Below are 14,400 nucleotides of genomic sequence, written 5' to 3' on the forward strand. Positions count from 1 at the left end.
TCAGCTCCCGCCGCTGCCGGTCGACTTGCTGCCGAACCCGCCTCGTTGAACCGTGGTACCGGACTTGGTCAAGACGGTGGTGGACCCCTTGGGCGTGACGACCGTGCCGCCGGTCACCGTCGTGCCGACTCCGCCGGAACTCCCGCCGTAGTAGTAGCGGTACGGCGAGCCCGCGTAGATGAACATGCCCGCCATGGCGCCCGAGCCGGGAGACCCCGTCGTGCAGTACGACTCGTCGACCTCCACCTTGGTGTTCGGGTCGATACAGGTGGCCTGGACCTCGTCCGAGGACAGCGCGGTGTATCCGAGCGCGACCAGCCCGACCACGCCGACCACCGCGGCGCCGCCGATCAGGCCCTTGCGCCGCTTGCGACGGCGTTCCTCGGCCTTGGCCTCGGCCTCGGCCTCCAGTCGCTCCTGCTCGGCGCGTTCCTTGCGGGCCTTGTCCCTGGCTCGCGCCTCTCCGACGGTAGGCGGACGCGGCACGGTGGTACCGGGTTCCTGACGCCGTATCCGGCCGCCGCTCGGGGCCTGCGCGGCCTTGTCGCCGGCACCGGCCCCGTCCGCGCCGCCGGCATCGCCCGCACCGCTGCGGTCGTCCGGTTCGCCCTGATCCGGTCCCACTCGTCCATCCCCATCCTGTGACGTCATCGCACCGACGTCAGCGTTCGTCGAAACCGGTGAGATTTCCCGTTGCCCCCGACCAGCTCTCCACCACGAGATCGACCTGCCCTGGTGTCGAACCGGACCGGAGCAGCTCCAGCAGCAGCTCGCACTGCGGCCGGGGCCCCTCGGCGATCACCAGCACTCGGCCGTCCGGGCGATTGGTGGCATGCCCCACGAGGCCGAGTTCGAGTGCCCTCGACCGCGTCCACCACCGAAAACCCACGCCCTGAACGAACCCGTGCACCCAGGCGGTCAGGCGCACCTGCTCCGGTAGGCGCATCGGGGGCTCGCTCAGCTACTTCTTCGGCGGCGTGAGCTTGTGCACGCTGCCGTCAAAGCTGGTGGTGTACAACGCCGCCGGATCCCAGCCGGGGCCGGATCCGAACCGGACGGAGCTCGTAAGCGGCAGATCGGAGCCGATCTCGCAGGTGGATCCGGTGGCGGGGTCGACCCGAACGACCTTGCCCGCGCCGTTGAGCGCCATGTAGACGTTGCCGTCGGCTCCCACGGTGAGGTCGTCGCCCGCGTTGGTCGCACCGGATCCCGCGACCTTCAGAGTGCGCACCGAGCCCTTGAGATCGCTCGCGCTCAGCTCCCGGATCTCGGTGTTCGAGTCAAAGGTGTTGCCGACGTAGACGGTTGCGCCGTCCGCGGACGCGGCGAGGCCGTTGGCGGAGCCCAGGTCGGTGCGCACCGACGTCGGGGTGTGCGGCTGCGCGGCCGGAATGCGGATCAGACCCTGGTCGGACCCGAGGTTCCTGGTGACCAGCAGGTCACCGTTCGCCAGCCGGGCAAGGCCGTTCGGCATGGTCAGCCCCTTGGCCACCGTGGTCTGCTCGCCGGTGTCCAGGTTGAGGGACTCGACGGTGCCGTTCTTGCTGTTCGAAAGGCCGGCCATCGCGGTGTTCCCGGTGGTGAACAGGATGTTGTCACCGTTGAGAACGATGCCGCCCGGCCCGGTGAAGTCCGAGACCAGCGTGCCGGTCTTGCCCCCGGGGGACAGCGTGCGGATGGCTCCGTCGCCGAACAGGGTGCCCTCGGAAAGCAGCATCTTTCCGCGGCCGTCGAACGCCAGGTTCTCCAGCATCCCGAATCCACCGGCCACCTTGCTCGCCGTCCACGGCGTACACGACTGCGCGACAGCGGTGGTCGTGGTGGCGGACGGCGTCGTGGTCGCGGCGGCAGGCGCGGGCGCCGAGCTCGCGGGCGTCGACGTCGCGGTCGCCACGGTCGACGGTGCGGTGGTCGCGGGCGTCGCGACAGCAGCTGCCGTCGTGGTCGGCGCGGCGGCCGTGGTGGTCGTGGTCGTCGGCGCGGCGGCCGTCGTCGTCGGCGCGGCGGACGACGGCTCGGCCTGTCCCGGCAACGGCGAGGTCAGGCCGGGCAGCGAGAAGGGCGGCGCGACAGCGGTCGTCGTCGTGGCCGCCGGCTCCGTCGGGGTGGGAGCTGGCTGAGCGGGAGCGGGCTGGGCGACGGCGATCGGGGCACCCACGATCGCGCCGGTGGCCACCAGGGCACCGACCATCGCAACACGAGAGAGCAACATGGCGCCTATTTGATCACGAATCAGATTCAACCGTCAGGTTCACCACGGTGCCATTTTTCAGAGTACGTCCGACCGTGCACACCTTGTCCACGGATTTGAGCACAACGGTGAGCAGACGCTCCTGCGCCTCGGCGTCGAGTTCACTGAGATCGACCTGGAGGACCTCGTCCAGTCGGGGGTACACCTCGTTCTCACGGTCCGCCGCACCCGACACCCGGACTGTCGCGTCGTAGTTGTCCCCGAGCCTGCGCGAGAGCGGCAGGTCCGAGCTCATGCCGGTGCACGCGGCCAGCGCGATCTTGAGCAGCTCACCGGGGGTGAACACGCCCTCGACCCTCTCCGAACCGATCAGCACCTCGGCGCCACGGGAGCTGCGGCCCGTGTAGCGGCGCGTGCCGGTGCGCTCGACCCACAGCTCGGTGGACGCGGCGGGGACGGGAGCGGAACTCTGATCAGCCATACCCCGAATCCTGCCATTCGCCACCGACGGCCCTGCAGCCGACGTGCGACCTCAGCCCTCCCTCGCCGGGGTCGGACTGTGAAGATCCGGGCATCCTCCATCGGCTACACCTGGAAGCGGTACCCCATCCCGGATTCGGTGATCAGATGCTTGGGCTGCGAAGGATCCCGCTCCAATTTGCGGCGCAGCTGCGCGAGATACACACGCAGGTAGTGGGTTTCGGTGGCATACGACGGGCCCCACACCTCGCGCAGCAGCTCCTTCTGCCCGACCAGCTTGCCCTTGTTGCGGACCAGCATCTCCAGCATCCCCCACTCGGTTGGCGTCAGGTGCACCTCGCGCTCGTCCTTGATCACCCGCTTCGCGGCCAGGTCGACGGTGAACGACTCGGTCACCACCACCGGCTCGCCGACGTCGGTTGCCGCGGAGTGCCGCCGCACCGCGGCCCGCAGCCGTGCCAGGAACTCGTCCATGCCGAAGGGCTTGGTGACGTAGTCGTCGGCGCCCGCGTCGAGCGCCTCGACCTTGTCCGCCGAATCGGTGCGCGCGGAGAGCACGATCACCGGGGCGGTCGACCAGCCGCGCAGGCCGGCCAGCACCTCGATGCCGTCCATGTCCGGCAGACCCAGGTCGAGCACGATCACCTCGGGGTGCTTCTCGGCGGCGGCCCGCAGCGCCGCCGCCCCTGTCGCCGCGGTGGTCACCTCGTAGCCCCGCACGCTCAGATTGATCCGCAGTGCCCGCAGGATCTGCGGTTCGTCGTCGATCACCAGCACCCGTGTCACGCAGTCACCTTCCCGATCCCAGCCAAGTCCACCACCATTGTCAGCCCGCCGCCCGGCGTGTCCGTGGCACTGACGCTTCCCCCCATCGCCTCGACGAACCCGCGCACCACCGACAGTCCCAGGCCGACCCCTGTGGACATGTCGCGGTCACCGAGGCGTTGGAACGAATCGAAGATCTGCTCCTCCGCGCCTCTGGCGATCCCGGGTCCGGTGTCCGCGACCGTGATCAGCACCCGATCCTTCACGGGCGCGGCCGCGATCCGCACCATCGAGTCCGGTGCGTAGCGGAGTGCGTTGTCCATCAAATTCGCGAGCACCCGCTCGAGCAGCCCGCTGTCCGCCATCACCGCATTGCCGCCGACCTCGACCTTCACTCGGTCCGGGCCTGCCCGGCCGAATCCGGGCGCGCCCACCCCGACGCCGACCAGCGCGCGATGAACCACCTCTTCGAGGTAGACCGGACGCAGGGTCGGTCGCACCACGCCAGCGGCCAGCCGCGACGAGTCGAGCAGGTTGCCCACCAGATTGGTCAGCTGGTCGGCCGACTCCTCCACCGTGGCAAGCAGTTCCGCCGTGTCCTCAGGCGAGAACTCCACGTCGTCGCTGCGCAGGCTCGAGACCGCGGCCTTCACCGCGGCGAGGGGCGTCCGAAGGTCGTGGCTCACCGCGGACAGCAGCGACCGCCGCAGCCGGTCCGCCTCCGCGAGGGCCTGCGCCTTGCTGGCCTCCTCGGCGAGCTCGCTCTGCCGGATCAGCCCCACCGCCTGATTCGCGACGGCCAGCAGCACCCGTCGGTCGCGCGCGTGCAGTTCGTCGCCGCGCAGCGCCAACGCGTACTCGCCGTCGTTGACCTCACACACGGTGTCGGCCTGGTCGACCTCCGCGGGCGGATTCGGTCCCACCGAGCTCACCACCCCGTGCCCGCGGCGGATCATGCTCACCGACTGTTGGGCGTACGTCTCTTTCACCTTCTCCAGCAGCGCGGGCAGGTCGGCGCCGCGCAGCACCGACCCCGCGAACAGGGCGAGCAGTTCCGCCTCCTTCGATGCCCGGCGCGCCTCCCGTGCCCGCTTGGCGGCGGCGTCCACCAGGACGGCCACCGCGACCGCGATCACCAGCAGCACCACCGTGGTGATGAAGTTGTCCGGCTCGGCGATCGTGAAGCTGCGCAGCGGAGGGGTGAAGAAATAGTTGAGGAGCAGGCCCGAGATCAGCGCGGAAAGGGCGGCGGGCGCGACGCCGCCGAGCAGGGCGACGAGGAGCACCACGATGAAGAACAGTGCGCTCTCCCCGCCCCACCCGAATGACCGGTTGACCACGCCCATGACCAGCGCGGCGGCCGAGGGCACCAGGACCGCGGCGACCCAGGCCAGTATCTTTCGCGAACGGGTGCCGACCGGGGTCAGCCTGCGGGGAGTGCTCGACTCACCGTGCGTGACCATGTGCACGTCGATCGATCCGGACTCCTGCACGACGGCCGCGCCGATGCCCTCGTCGAAGATGCGGGCCCAGCGCGACCGTCTCGAGGTCCCCAGCACCAGCTGGGTCGCGTTGGCGGCTCGCGCGAACTCGAGCAGCGTCGACGGCACGTCGTCGCCGACCACGCTGTGCAGGCTCGCGCCGATGCTGGTCGCCAGCTTGCGCACCTTGCCCATCTCCGGCGCGGACACCCCGGCCAGCCCGTCGCCGCGCACCACATGCACGACGATCAGTTCGGCACTGGACTTCGAGGCGATCCGGCCGGCCCGGCGCACGAGGGTCTCCGACTCCGGCCCCCCGGTGACGGCCACCACCACCCGCTCCCTGGCCTCCCAGGTGTCCGTGATCTCGTTCTCCGCGCGGTACTTCGCCAGCGCCGCGTCCACCTGGTCGGCTACCCACAACAGCGCGAGCTCGCGCAGCGCGGTGAGGTTGCCACGGCGGAAGTAGTTGCTCAGCGCCGCGTCGACCTTCTCCGCGGCGTAGATGTTTCCGTGGGAGAGCCTGCGGCGCAGTGCCTCCGGGGTGACGTCCACGAGCTCGACCTGGGTGGCGGCACGCACCACCTCGTCGGGGACGGTCTCCCGCTGCGTCACCCCGGTGATCTGCTGGACCACGTCGTTGAGACTCTCGAGGTGTTGCACGTTGAGCGTGCTGAGCACGTCGATACCGGCGGCGAGCACCTCCTCGACGTCCTGCCACCGCTTCTCGTTCCGGCTGCCGGGGGTGTTGGTGTGGGCCAGCTCGTCGACCAGCACCAGTGCCGGCCTACGGCGAAGGACCGCGTCCACATCCAGTTCGGGCATTGTGGTACCGCGGTAGTCGATCAGCTTCGGCGGCACCACCTCGAGGTCGCCGATCTGCGCGGCCGTGCGGGCGCGGCCGTGGGTCTCCACCACGGCCGCGACCACATCGGTGCCCCGTTCGCGACGGCGATGGGCCTCGCCGAGCATCGCGAACGTCTTGCCCACCCCGGGGGCGGCGCCCAGGTAGATGCGCAGCTCACCGCGCCTGCCCTCGCCCCCGGAACCGGTACCGCTCACTCCGTCATCATCCACCAGTTGGCACTTCAGTCGCAGGAAGGCGCGGTCAAGCCCAGTGCGAGGTTCAGCTCGAGCACGTTGACCCGTTCCTCGCCGAGCAGGCCGAGCTGGCGGCCCTCGGTGTGTTCGTCGACGAGCTGACGCACCCGCTGCTCGTCGAGCCGGTTCACCTCGGCGACCCTTGGCACCTGGATCTCGGCGTACGCCGGGCTGATGTGCGGGTCGATGCCGGACCCGGAACCGGTCACCGCGTCGACGGGAACCTGGTCGGGGCGCACGCCCTCCCGCTCTGCGATCGCCGTCCGGCGCTCGGCGATGAACGTCGCCAGGATCTCACTGCTGGGACCCTGGTTGGTCGGCAGCGCGGTCGCCGGGTCGCCGGGCGCGAACGGGTCCTCATCGGAGACCGAGCCGGTGACCCTGTTGTGGAAGAACGGATCCGGCGCACCGGACTCCACCTGCGGATCCACCCCGACCCAGCGACTGCCGACCACGCATCCGTTGCTGTCGCGCACCGGCGAGCCCTCCGCGGATCCCGAACTGATCCGGCCCACACCCCACACCGCGGCAGGGTAGATCACCCCGAGGATCACGGTGAGCGCGAGCAGGACCAGCAGGCCGGCCCACACCTGCTTCACGAAACCGATTGTGAATCGCATTCAAGCTCACCCAATTCCAGGAATAAGTCGTACTACGAGGTCGATCAGCCAGATGCCGATGAACGGCGTGATCACGCCGCCGAGCCCGTAGATCAAGAGGTTTCGGCCCAGCAGCTGCGAGGCCGAGGACGGCCGGTATCGCACACCCTTGAGCGCCAACGGGATCAGCGCCACGATCACCAGCGCGTTGAAGATCACCGCCGACACGATCGCCGACTGCGGCGTCGCCAGACGCATGATGTTGAGCGTGTCGAGTTGCGGGTAGATCCCGCTGAACAGCGCGGGCAGGATGGCGAAGTACTTCGCCAGGTCGTTGGCCAGGGAGAAGGTGGTCAACGCCCCGCGGGTGATGAGCAGCTGCTTGCCGATTTCCACCACCTCGATGAGCTTGGTGGGATCCGAATCCAGATCCACCATGTTCCCGGCCTCCTTGGCCGCGGAGGTGCCGGTGTTCATCGCCACGCCCACGTCGGCCTGGGCCAGTGCGGGAGCGTCGTTGGTGCCGTCACCGGTCATCGCGACAAGACGGCCACCCCGCTGCTCCTTGCGGATCAGCTCGAGCTTGTCCTCCGGGGTCGCCTCCGCCATGAAGTCGTCCACCCCGGCCTCGGCCGCGATCGCCTTGGCGGTCAACGGGTTGTCGCCGGTGATCATCACCGTGCGGATGCCCATGGCCCGCAGCTCGGCGAACCGCTCGGCGATGCCCGGCTTGACCACGTCGGAGAGCTGGATGACACCGAGGACCCTCGGGCTCCCCGCCTCGACCACGGCCACCACCAGCGGCGTGCCACCGACCTGGGCGATCTCGTTGACGGTGTCGGTCACCGCGGGGGCCACACCGCCCCCCTGCTCCCGCACCCACGACAGCGTGGCGTCGCTGGCACCCTTGCGGATCTGCATTCCGTTGAGGTCGAGACCGCTCATCCGGGTCTGTGCGGTGAACGGCACGAACTCGCCGTTCTTCTCCGCCTCGGACGGCTCAGCGGCGAGCCCGAAGTCCTTGGCGCACAGCTCCACGATGCTGCGTCCCTCGGGTGTGCCGTCCGCAAGGCTGGACAGTCGCGCGGCTTCCGCGAGCTCCCCCGCGATGACCCCCGGAGCGGGGTGCAGGGCGGTGGCCCTGCGATTGCCGTAGGTGATGGTGCCGGTCTTGTCCATCAGCAGCGTGTCGATGTCGCCCGCCGCCTCGACCGCGCGGCCCGACATGGCCAGTACATTGCGCTGCACCAGTCGATCCATGCCCGCGATGCCGATGGCCGAGAGCAACGCGCCGATGGTCGTCGGGATGAGGCAGACGAGCAGCGCGATCAGCTTGATCGGGTCCTGCTCCTGGCCCGCGTACATGCCCATCGGACCGATGGCGACCACGGCCAGCATGAAGATGATGGTCAGCGAGGCCAGGAGGATGTTCAGCGCGATCTCGTTGGGCGTCTTCTGCCGCGCGGCGCCCTCGACGAGGGCGATCATCCGGTCCACGAAGGAGTGTCCCGGCGCCGCCGTGATCTCGACGACGATCCGGTCGGACAGCACGATGGTGCCGCCGGTCACCGCACAGCGGTCGCCGCCGGACTCGCGGACCACGGGCGCGGATTCGCCGGTGATGGCCGACTCATCCACGGTGGCGATGCCCTCGACGACGTCGCCGTCGCCGGGGATCACCTCTCCAGCGACCACGACCACCCGATCACCGACCACCAGCTCCGCGCCCGGGATCGACTCGACGGCACCCCCTGCGGTGATGCGGTGAGCAGTGGTGTCCTGCTTGACCTTCCGCAGACTTGCCGCCTGGGCCTTGCCGCGCCCCTCGGCGACGGACTCAGCCAGGTTCGCGAAGAGCACCGTGAACCACAGCCAGGCCGCGACCACCCAGGAGAACACCGACGGGTCGGCGATCGCCATCACTGTGGTGACGACCGAGCCGACGAGCACGACGAACATGACGGGGTTGCGCGCGAGGTGCCGCGGGTCGAGCTTGCGGACCGCGCCTGGCAGCGACGTGAGCAGCTGCCTCGGGCTGAAGATCCCGCCCTGCACCCGGTTCTGGTGGTGCTGCTCGTCCCCCACGCCTTCCCCGGATCGCGGGGCGACGTCGGGTCGTTCGGTTGTGTTCACACTCATTGCAGAGCCTCCGCGATCGGGCCCAGAGCCAGGGCCGGGAAGAATGTCAGCGCCGCGACCAGGACGACGGTTCCGGTGAGGAGTCCGGCGAACATCGGGCCTGCGGTGGGCAGGGTGCCTGCGCCAGGCGCCGTCTTCTTCTGCGACGCCAACGATCCGGCGAGCGCGAGCACGAAGATGATCGGCAGGAAGCGTCCGAGCAGCATGCAGACGCCGAGCGAGGACTGGAACCAGTCGCTCGTCACGGTCAGGCCACCGAAGGCGCTGCCGTTGTTGTTCGAGGCCGAGGCGAACGCGTAGAGCACCTCGGAGAAACCGTGGATGGAACCGGGCGTGCCCGGATCTCCGCTGTTGCCCTGGTATCCGGTGGTGGACGACAGGATGACCGTGATTCCGGTGCCGATGAGCACCAGTGCGGGCATCACGAGCACCGAGAGCGCCGCCAGGGTGATCTCCCGCTGCCCCAGCTTCTTGCCGAGGTACTCGGGGGTGCGGCCGACGAGCAGTCCACCGACGAACACGGCGATCAGCGCCAACACGAGGATGCCGTACAGGCCGGTGCCGACGCCGCCGGGCGCGATCTCGCCGAGCAGCATGTTCAGCATCACCGCGCCGCCGCCGAGGGGCGACATGCTGTCGTGCGCGGCATTGACCGCGCCGGTGGACGTTCCCGTGGTGCTGACCGCGAACAACGCGGTGCCGGGGATCCCGAATCGGACCTCCTTGCCCTCCATCATGCCGCCGGCCGCGGTGGCCGCGACGCCGCGCTGACCGGATTCGGCGGCGAGGGTCACTGCGAGCAGGCCTGACCAGAGGATGCCCATGACGGCCAGCAGGGTCAGGCCCTGCTTGCGATCGCCGACCATGGTGCCGAAGGTGCGGGTCAGCGCCACCGGGATGAGCAGGATCGCGATGATCTCGACGACATTGCTCAGCGGGGTCGGATTCTCGAAGGGATGCGCCGAGTTCGCTGCGAGGATGCCGCCACCGTTGGTGCCGAGCTCCTTGATGGCCTCCTGCGAGGCCACCGGCGCGAGCGCGTTGGTCACGGAGTTCCCGTCGAGGCCGGTCGAGGTGAACCCGGAATCGAAGGACTGGATCACGCCCTGGCTCAACAGGATCAGCGCGATGACGAACGAGATGGGGAGCAGGATCCGAATGCAGCCACGGGTCAGATCCACCCAGAAATTGCCGATCTCGCCGCCGCGGGAGACCCGGACGAAGCCGCGGATCAGCGCGGCCGCGACCGCCATCCCGACGGCCGCGGAAACGAAGTTCTGCACCGCGAGGCCGATCGGCTGGGTCAGGTTGGACATCGTGGTCTCGGGCGCGTAGGACTGCCAGTTGGTGTTCGCCACGAACGATGCGGCGGTGTTGAACGCCATCGCCGGGCTCACTCCGGACAGGTCACCGCTGAGCGGGAGCACGCCCTGGATGCGCTGCAGGAAGTAGAGGAACAGCACGCTCGCGGCCGAGAAGCCGAGCAGGCTCCCGGCGTAGCCGTACCAGGTCTGGTCGGTGCGGGCGTTGATGCGGCAGAGCCGGTACAGAACCGTCTCGATGCGCAGATCCCCGGAGCGGAGATCGGTGTCGGTGGTGTAGACCTTGGCCATGTAGTCACCGACGGGGACATACAGAATCGCTAGCACGGCGATCACCAGTGCTATCTGCAGTCCCGCAGCAAGCGCGGGATTCATGTGTCAGAACCTCTCGGGGTCAAGAAGCGCGATCAGCAGGTAGATCACGAGGGCCGCCGCGATGGCGATCAGGATGACGCTCAGCGTCCCGGCGGCGGTCACTGCGCACGCTTTGTCTGCAGCCCGCGCAGCACCAGCGCGCAGAAGCCGAAGGTGCCGAAGATGAGCGCCACGTAGGCCAGATCAGCCATGACAGTTCCTTTTCGAAAGTCACACGCGCGCCGTCCATCGGCGTGCGCCGTCCCTGATTTCGGGCACAGTGCAGCGTGCTCCCGGACGGGGACGAATTGGGACTTCCTTACGGCTCGCTAACACCACTACCTGGGCTGTTGACGCCTTCTTTACGCGGGTGCGATCGCTGTCACGTAGCCGGAGTGCGCGAGCCGCAGCACCGATGCGGGCACCGGGGTGTCCCCGTCCACCCATGGCGCCGGGATCGGTGTGCCCGCAACGGTCCGCAACGGCACCACGCCCGCCCAGGCACCGCCGTCCCCGCTGGGAGCGCTCGGCGGGGCGTTGCGCACCTTGACAGTCCACCCGCCCGCGGTGATCGGCAGCGCGATGGTCAGCGTGGCCGCGAGCTCCTTCTTGGTGTGGCCGCGCACCTCCGCACTCCGTCCCGGGATCAGGGCGTCCGAAAGCGCGTTCAGCGCGTCGGCGGACTCGTCCCGCGTCAGCGCGGTCAGGTGCCCGCGGACCACTGCGGATCGGTAGTTGGCCGAGGAATTGAAGAGGTTGTCCGCCACCACGATTCCGTCGAGCATGGCGACGCACAGCGCGGCGGGTGCGCCCGCGGCGACCTGGCGCAGTGCCCCGGCGCCGGTGGAGCCGTGCAGGATGATCCGGTCGCCGTCCCTGGCGTAGAGCATCGGAACCGCCCACGGCATGCCGTCGACGACGGTGGCGAGGGTGCCCACCGCCGCGGCGTCGAGCACCTCGTCGAGCCGGCTTCGTTCGAGCATCGAGCGTTCGGGGTGTCTGTTGATCTTGTCCACGCCACCAGCCTCGGACAATTCTGGCGCATTCAACAGGTCCAGAATCCTCAGTTCATACAGACCAGTATTATCATCGGCCCATGGCCCGCCACCCCCGCGACGTCCAACTGACGCTGACGCTGCCGCCCACCGGCGCGGCACTCCGGCACCGCATCGCGGAGGCGATCATCGACGCGATCCGGCTCGGCCGGCTCCACCCCGGCGATGCACTGCCGCCGACCAGGGCGCTCGCGGCCGAGCTGGGCGTGGCCAGGGCAGGCGTGGTCGAGGCCTATGACGAACTCTGCGCGGCCGGATATGCCTGCGCGCGGCCGGGATCCGGGACCCTGATCGCGCCGGGCGCCGACGCCGCGGCCGCGGCGGGCGCCGGTTCCCACGTGTCGGACCGGCCGACACCGGTCCCGGACACCGAACCGACAACGGCGGCCCCGACCTGGGACCTGACCCCGGGCTGCCCGGACACCGGCCTCATCTCCCCCGACGACTGGCGGCGCGCCTGGCGCACGGCGGCGGCGGCACCGATCCACCCGCGCTCGGCAGGCCCGACCGGCCATCCGGAGCTGCGCCACGCGCTGGCCGTGCACCTGCGCCGTACCCGCGGGATCCTCGCGCACCCGGACGAACTGGTGCTCGTCCCAGGAGTCGACTCCGCGCTACGCACCCTCGCCGCGGCCGCCGACCTGGCCGGACGCGACATCGCCTTCGAGGAACCGGGGTACCGCAATGCCCGGCGAGCGCTCGAGATGTCGGGCGCCCGGCTACGACCGGTCGGCATCGACGCCGATGGCCTGGACCCGGCGGCGCTCCGCGATACCGATGCGGCCGTGTATTGCACTCCGGCACACCAGTATCCGCTCGGCGCCCGGATGCCGGTGACCCGTCGCGCCGATCTGCTGGCCCGGGCGGCCGAGTCGGGAACACTGATCATCGAGGACGACTACGACGGCGAGTTCCGCTACGACGTCTCGGCGCTGCCCGCCCTGCGGAGCGTCGAGGGCGGCCGGGAGCACGTCGCGTACATCGGCACCGCCTCGAAGATCATCTCGCCCTCGATCCGCCTGGCCTGGCTGCTCCCCCCGCCCGCCCTGCTCCAGCGGGTGCACGATGCGTTGCGCCGCACCGGCGAGAACTGTTGCGGGGTCACCGGCCTCGCGCTGGCCCACTTCATCGAATCCGGGGCGCTCACCCGGCACCTCGCCCGGGCGTCGCGCACCTACTCGGCGCGGCGGGCGGCTCTTGTCGACGCGCTGAGGAGCCGACCGGCCCTGATGGACCGGCCGGGGATTCACCTGGCCGGCATCGAGGCAGGGCTGCACATGGTGCTGCGCCTGCCGGACCGCGCCGACGACGACGCCATCGCCGCGGAGCTCGGCACCAGGGGCATCGCGGTGCCCGGGCTGGGTCCGTACCGTACCGACGCCGCGGGCCCACGGGGCCTGATGTGCGGGTACGCGCAGTTACCCGAGTCCCAGGCCGACGCCGTCGCGGGGGCGATCGCGGACGTGGTCGGCAGGCATCTCGACCGCTGACTCACGCCTGCTCATCCGGCTCCTGCTCGAGAACCTTCTCCAGGAAGTCCTTCAGCTCCTGGATCGCCGACGCCCCAGGTATGGAACTGAGGCTGGCCAACGCCGCGTTCAACGCAGCCAGGAGGGCTCGAAAGATTTGCCGTCTGATCGTCCCGCCGCCGCGGACGACCCCCATCACCTCGCCGCGGCCTGCCAACTCGATCACCGAGAGCTTGAAATCGCGCATGGCGCCGTCCCAGCCCGCCGACCCCAACGCGGCGATCACGGCGTCGGCGGGGAACTCCGTGTTCTGGCCACTGAGGGTACGGAGCGCCTCCGCGCCCTGGTTCGCCACGAGTTGTTCGACGGCCGAGGCGAACTGGCTCCGGAGGCCCTCGTCGGGCACCACGGCTGTCTCAACGCCGCGGTCGTCGCCAAGGGTCGCATCCGGCTGCGCCGACCAGCGCAAGACCAGCAGGACATCGTCGACGAGCTGGCGCACGATGAGCATGTCGTCGTAGTCGGCCACGGGACCTCCTCGCCGAAGGACACTCGCCAGTGTGCGCGTCGCGGGTGGGGCCTACAAGCCTCGCGGCCTCGGCTGACACTTCGGGCAGCTGTAGGAGGACCTGTTCATGAACTTCTCCCGCCGGATGGGCGCGCCACAGCGCGGGCACGGACGGTCCTCGCGGCCATAGGCGGACAGCGACCGGTCGAAGTAGCCGGACTCCCCGTTCACGTTGACGTACAGCGCATCGAACGAGGTACCGCCCTGCGCCAGCGCCTCGCTCATCACCTCGGTGACCGAGGCGAGTAGCAGGCGCACCTGCGGTCGGGTCAGCCGGTCCGCGGGCCTGTTCCCGTGAATCCCGGTGCGCCACAGCGCCTCGTCGGCATAGATGTTGCCGACCCCGGACACCACAGTCTGATCGAGCAGGATCCGCTTGATCTCGCTGCGCTTGCCGCGGATCGCCGCGACCACCGCCTCGCCGTCGAACCCGGGGTCGAGCGGGTCCCGCGCGATGTGGGCGACCGGCTCGGGCAGCGCCGCGCCGTCCACCTCCACCATGGGGGCGAGCACCCAGCCACCGAAGGTGCGCTGATCGACGAAGCGGAGTTCGGTGCCGTTGTCCAGCGCGGCCAGGATCCGCAGGTGCTTCTCGCGGGTGGCGCTCGGCGGCTGGACCAGCATCTGCCCGCTCATCCCGAGATGGACGACAACCGCGAGATCGCCGGGCGCCAATTCGAGCCAGAGGTACTTTCCGCGGCGCCGGGCACCCGTGACCGCCAGACCGGCGAGCTGCGCCGCCAGATCGTGACCGCCGAGGACGTGCCTGCGGACCGCACGGGGGTGCAGGACCTCGACGGCATCGATCCGGGATCCGACGACGTGGGACTCGAGCCCGCGCCGGACCACCTCGACCTCGGGCAGCTCCGGCACGGC

General features: G+C 69.7%; 15 protein-coding genes. 2 read left to right on the forward strand and 13 right to left on the reverse strand.

The features are described 5' to 3' along the window. The 3 genes from RM1_RS04085 to RM1_RS26690 all read right to left on the reverse strand — a co-directional run bounded on the left by RM1_RS04085 (position 1) and on the right by RM1_RS26690 (position 1,753). Positions 1 to 513 (reverse strand): hypothetical protein, encoded by a 513-nt coding sequence (locus RM1_RS04085; protein ID WP_072750185.1) that lies wholly within the window; start codon positions 511 to 513, stop codon positions 1 to 3. Between the two features lie 148 nt (positions 514 to 661). Next, a complete protein-coding gene (locus tag RM1_RS04090; protein ID WP_072750112.1) occupies positions 662 to 946 on the reverse strand; it encodes an acylphosphatase in 285 nt (94 codons plus the stop codon). Between the two features lie 15 nt (positions 947 to 961). Further along, the gene (locus tag RM1_RS26690) at positions 962 to 1,753 is read right to left on the reverse strand and encodes an SMP-30/gluconolactonase/LRE family protein (RefSeq protein WP_245816016.1); all 792 of its coding nucleotides are present in this window, start codon (positions 1,751 to 1,753) and stop codon (positions 962 to 964) included. Positions 1,754 to 1,772: 19 nt separating this feature from the next. On the opposite strand from RM1_RS26690, the gene RM1_RS26695 reads away from it, so the two are divergent. Further along, positions 1,773 to 2,120 carry a hypothetical protein gene (locus RM1_RS26695; protein WP_245816018.1) on the forward strand — a complete coding sequence of 116 codons (348 nt, stop codon included), beginning with the start codon at positions 1,773 to 1,775 and terminating at the stop codon, positions 2,118 to 2,120. A gap of 105 nt (positions 2,121 to 2,225) precedes the next feature. Here the strand turns inward: RM1_RS26695 and RM1_RS04100 are convergent, their stop codons facing one another. From RM1_RS04100 to RM1_RS04135, 8 genes are all read right to left on the reverse strand, one after another. Further along, positions 2,226 to 2,672, reverse strand: a complete 447-nt coding sequence (locus tag RM1_RS04100) for an OsmC family protein (protein ID WP_072750113.1) — start codon at positions 2,670 to 2,672, stop codon at positions 2,226 to 2,228. Positions 2,673 to 2,776: 104 nt separating this feature from the next. Then, the gene (locus RM1_RS04105; protein ID WP_027499265.1) at positions 2,777 to 3,457 is read right to left on the reverse strand and encodes a response regulator; all 681 of its coding nucleotides are present in this window, start codon (positions 3,455 to 3,457) and stop codon (positions 2,777 to 2,779) included. Beyond that, positions 3,454 to 5,979, reverse strand: coding sequence for a sensor histidine kinase (locus tag RM1_RS04110; protein WP_072750114.1), 2,526 nt, complete (start codon positions 5,977 to 5,979; stop codon positions 3,454 to 3,456). The genes RM1_RS04105 and RM1_RS04110 overlap by 4 nt, the downstream gene beginning before the upstream one ends. A 26-nt stretch (positions 5,980 to 6,005) precedes the next feature. Further along, positions 6,006 to 6,638, reverse strand: a complete 633-nt coding sequence (locus RM1_RS04115) for a potassium-transporting ATPase subunit C (protein WP_072750115.1) — start codon at positions 6,636 to 6,638, stop codon at positions 6,006 to 6,008. A 6-nt stretch (positions 6,639 to 6,644) separates the two neighbouring features. Further along, complete coding sequence (gene kdpB / locus RM1_RS04120; RefSeq protein WP_072750116.1) at positions 6,645 to 8,756, reverse strand: potassium-transporting ATPase subunit KdpB; 2,112 nt, start codon at positions 8,754 to 8,756, stop codon at positions 6,645 to 6,647. Continuing rightward, positions 8,753 to 10,453: a potassium-transporting ATPase subunit KdpA gene (kdpA, locus tag RM1_RS04125; protein ID WP_072750117.1), complete on the reverse strand. Its 1,701-nt coding sequence runs from the start codon at positions 10,451 to 10,453 to the stop codon at positions 8,753 to 8,755. Before kdpA ends, kdpB begins: the two co-directional genes overlap by 4 nt. A 3-nt stretch (positions 10,454 to 10,456) precedes the next feature. Further along, positions 10,457 to 10,555 carry a K(+)-transporting ATPase subunit F gene (gene kdpF, locus RM1_RS04130; protein ID WP_072750118.1) on the reverse strand — a complete coding sequence of 33 codons (99 nt, stop codon included), beginning with the start codon at positions 10,553 to 10,555 and terminating at the stop codon, positions 10,457 to 10,459. Between the two features lie 239 nt (positions 10,556 to 10,794). Beyond that, positions 10,795 to 11,448: a pyridoxamine 5'-phosphate oxidase family protein gene (locus RM1_RS04135; RefSeq protein ID WP_072750119.1), complete on the reverse strand. Its 654-nt coding sequence runs from the start codon at positions 11,446 to 11,448 to the stop codon at positions 10,795 to 10,797. A gap of 80 nt (positions 11,449 to 11,528) precedes the next feature. Here RM1_RS04135 and pdxR point away from each other — a divergent pair, with 80 nt between their 5' ends. Then, positions 11,529 to 12,977, forward strand: coding sequence for a MocR-like pyridoxine biosynthesis transcription factor PdxR (pdxR, locus tag RM1_RS04140; RefSeq protein WP_072750120.1), 1,449 nt, complete (start codon positions 11,529 to 11,531; stop codon positions 12,975 to 12,977). A gap of 1 nt (position 12,978) precedes the next feature. Here pdxR and RM1_RS04145 read toward each other — a convergent pair whose 3' ends face one another. After that, positions 12,979 to 13,485 carry a hypothetical protein gene (locus RM1_RS04145; protein ID WP_072750121.1) on the reverse strand — a complete coding sequence of 169 codons (507 nt, stop codon included), beginning with the start codon at positions 13,483 to 13,485 and terminating at the stop codon, positions 12,979 to 12,981. Positions 13,486 to 13,536: 51 nt separating this feature from the next. Continuing rightward, positions 13,537 to 14,397 (reverse strand): bifunctional DNA-formamidopyrimidine glycosylase/DNA-(apurinic or apyrimidinic site) lyase, encoded by an 861-nt coding sequence (gene mutM / locus RM1_RS04150; protein ID WP_072750122.1) that lies wholly within the window; start codon positions 14,395 to 14,397, stop codon positions 13,537 to 13,539. Between the last annotated feature and the right edge of the window lie 3 nt (positions 14,398 to 14,400).

It is taken from the genome of Rhodococcus maanshanensis NBRC 100610 (genome assembly GCF_001894865.1).
Taxonomy (GTDB): Bacteria; Actinomycetota; Actinomycetes; order Mycobacteriales; family Mycobacteriaceae; genus Rhodococcus_G; species Rhodococcus_G maanshanensis.

What these genes read in the sequence shown, in the direction of transcription:
- RM1_RS04090 (WP_072750112.1), bottom strand. Translation starts at nt 946, where the DNA reads ATGCGCCTACCGGAGCAGGTGCGCCTGACCGCCTGGGTGCACGGGTTC.
- RM1_RS26690 (WP_245816016.1), bottom strand. Translation starts at nt 1,753, where the DNA reads ATGCTGGAGAACCTGGCGTTCGACGGCCGCGGAAAGATGCTGCTTTCC.
- RM1_RS04100 (WP_072750113.1), bottom strand. Translation starts at nt 2,672, where the DNA reads ATGGCTGATCAGAGTTCCGCTCCCGTCCCCGCCGCGTCCACCGAGCTG.
- RM1_RS04115 (WP_072750115.1), bottom strand. Translation starts at nt 6,638, where the DNA reads ATGCGATTCACAATCGGTTTCGTGAAGCAGGTGTGGGCCGGCCTGCTG.
- kdpB (WP_072750116.1), bottom strand. Translation starts at nt 8,756, where the DNA reads ATGAGTGTGAACACAACCGAACGACCCGACGTCGCCCCGCGATCCGGG.
- kdpA (WP_072750117.1), bottom strand. Translation starts at nt 10,453, where the DNA reads ATGAATCCCGCGCTTGCTGCGGGACTGCAGATAGCACTGGTGATCGCC.
- pdxR (WP_072750120.1), top strand. Translation starts at nt 11,529, where the DNA reads ATGGCCCGCCACCCCCGCGACGTCCAACTGACGCTGACGCTGCCGCCC.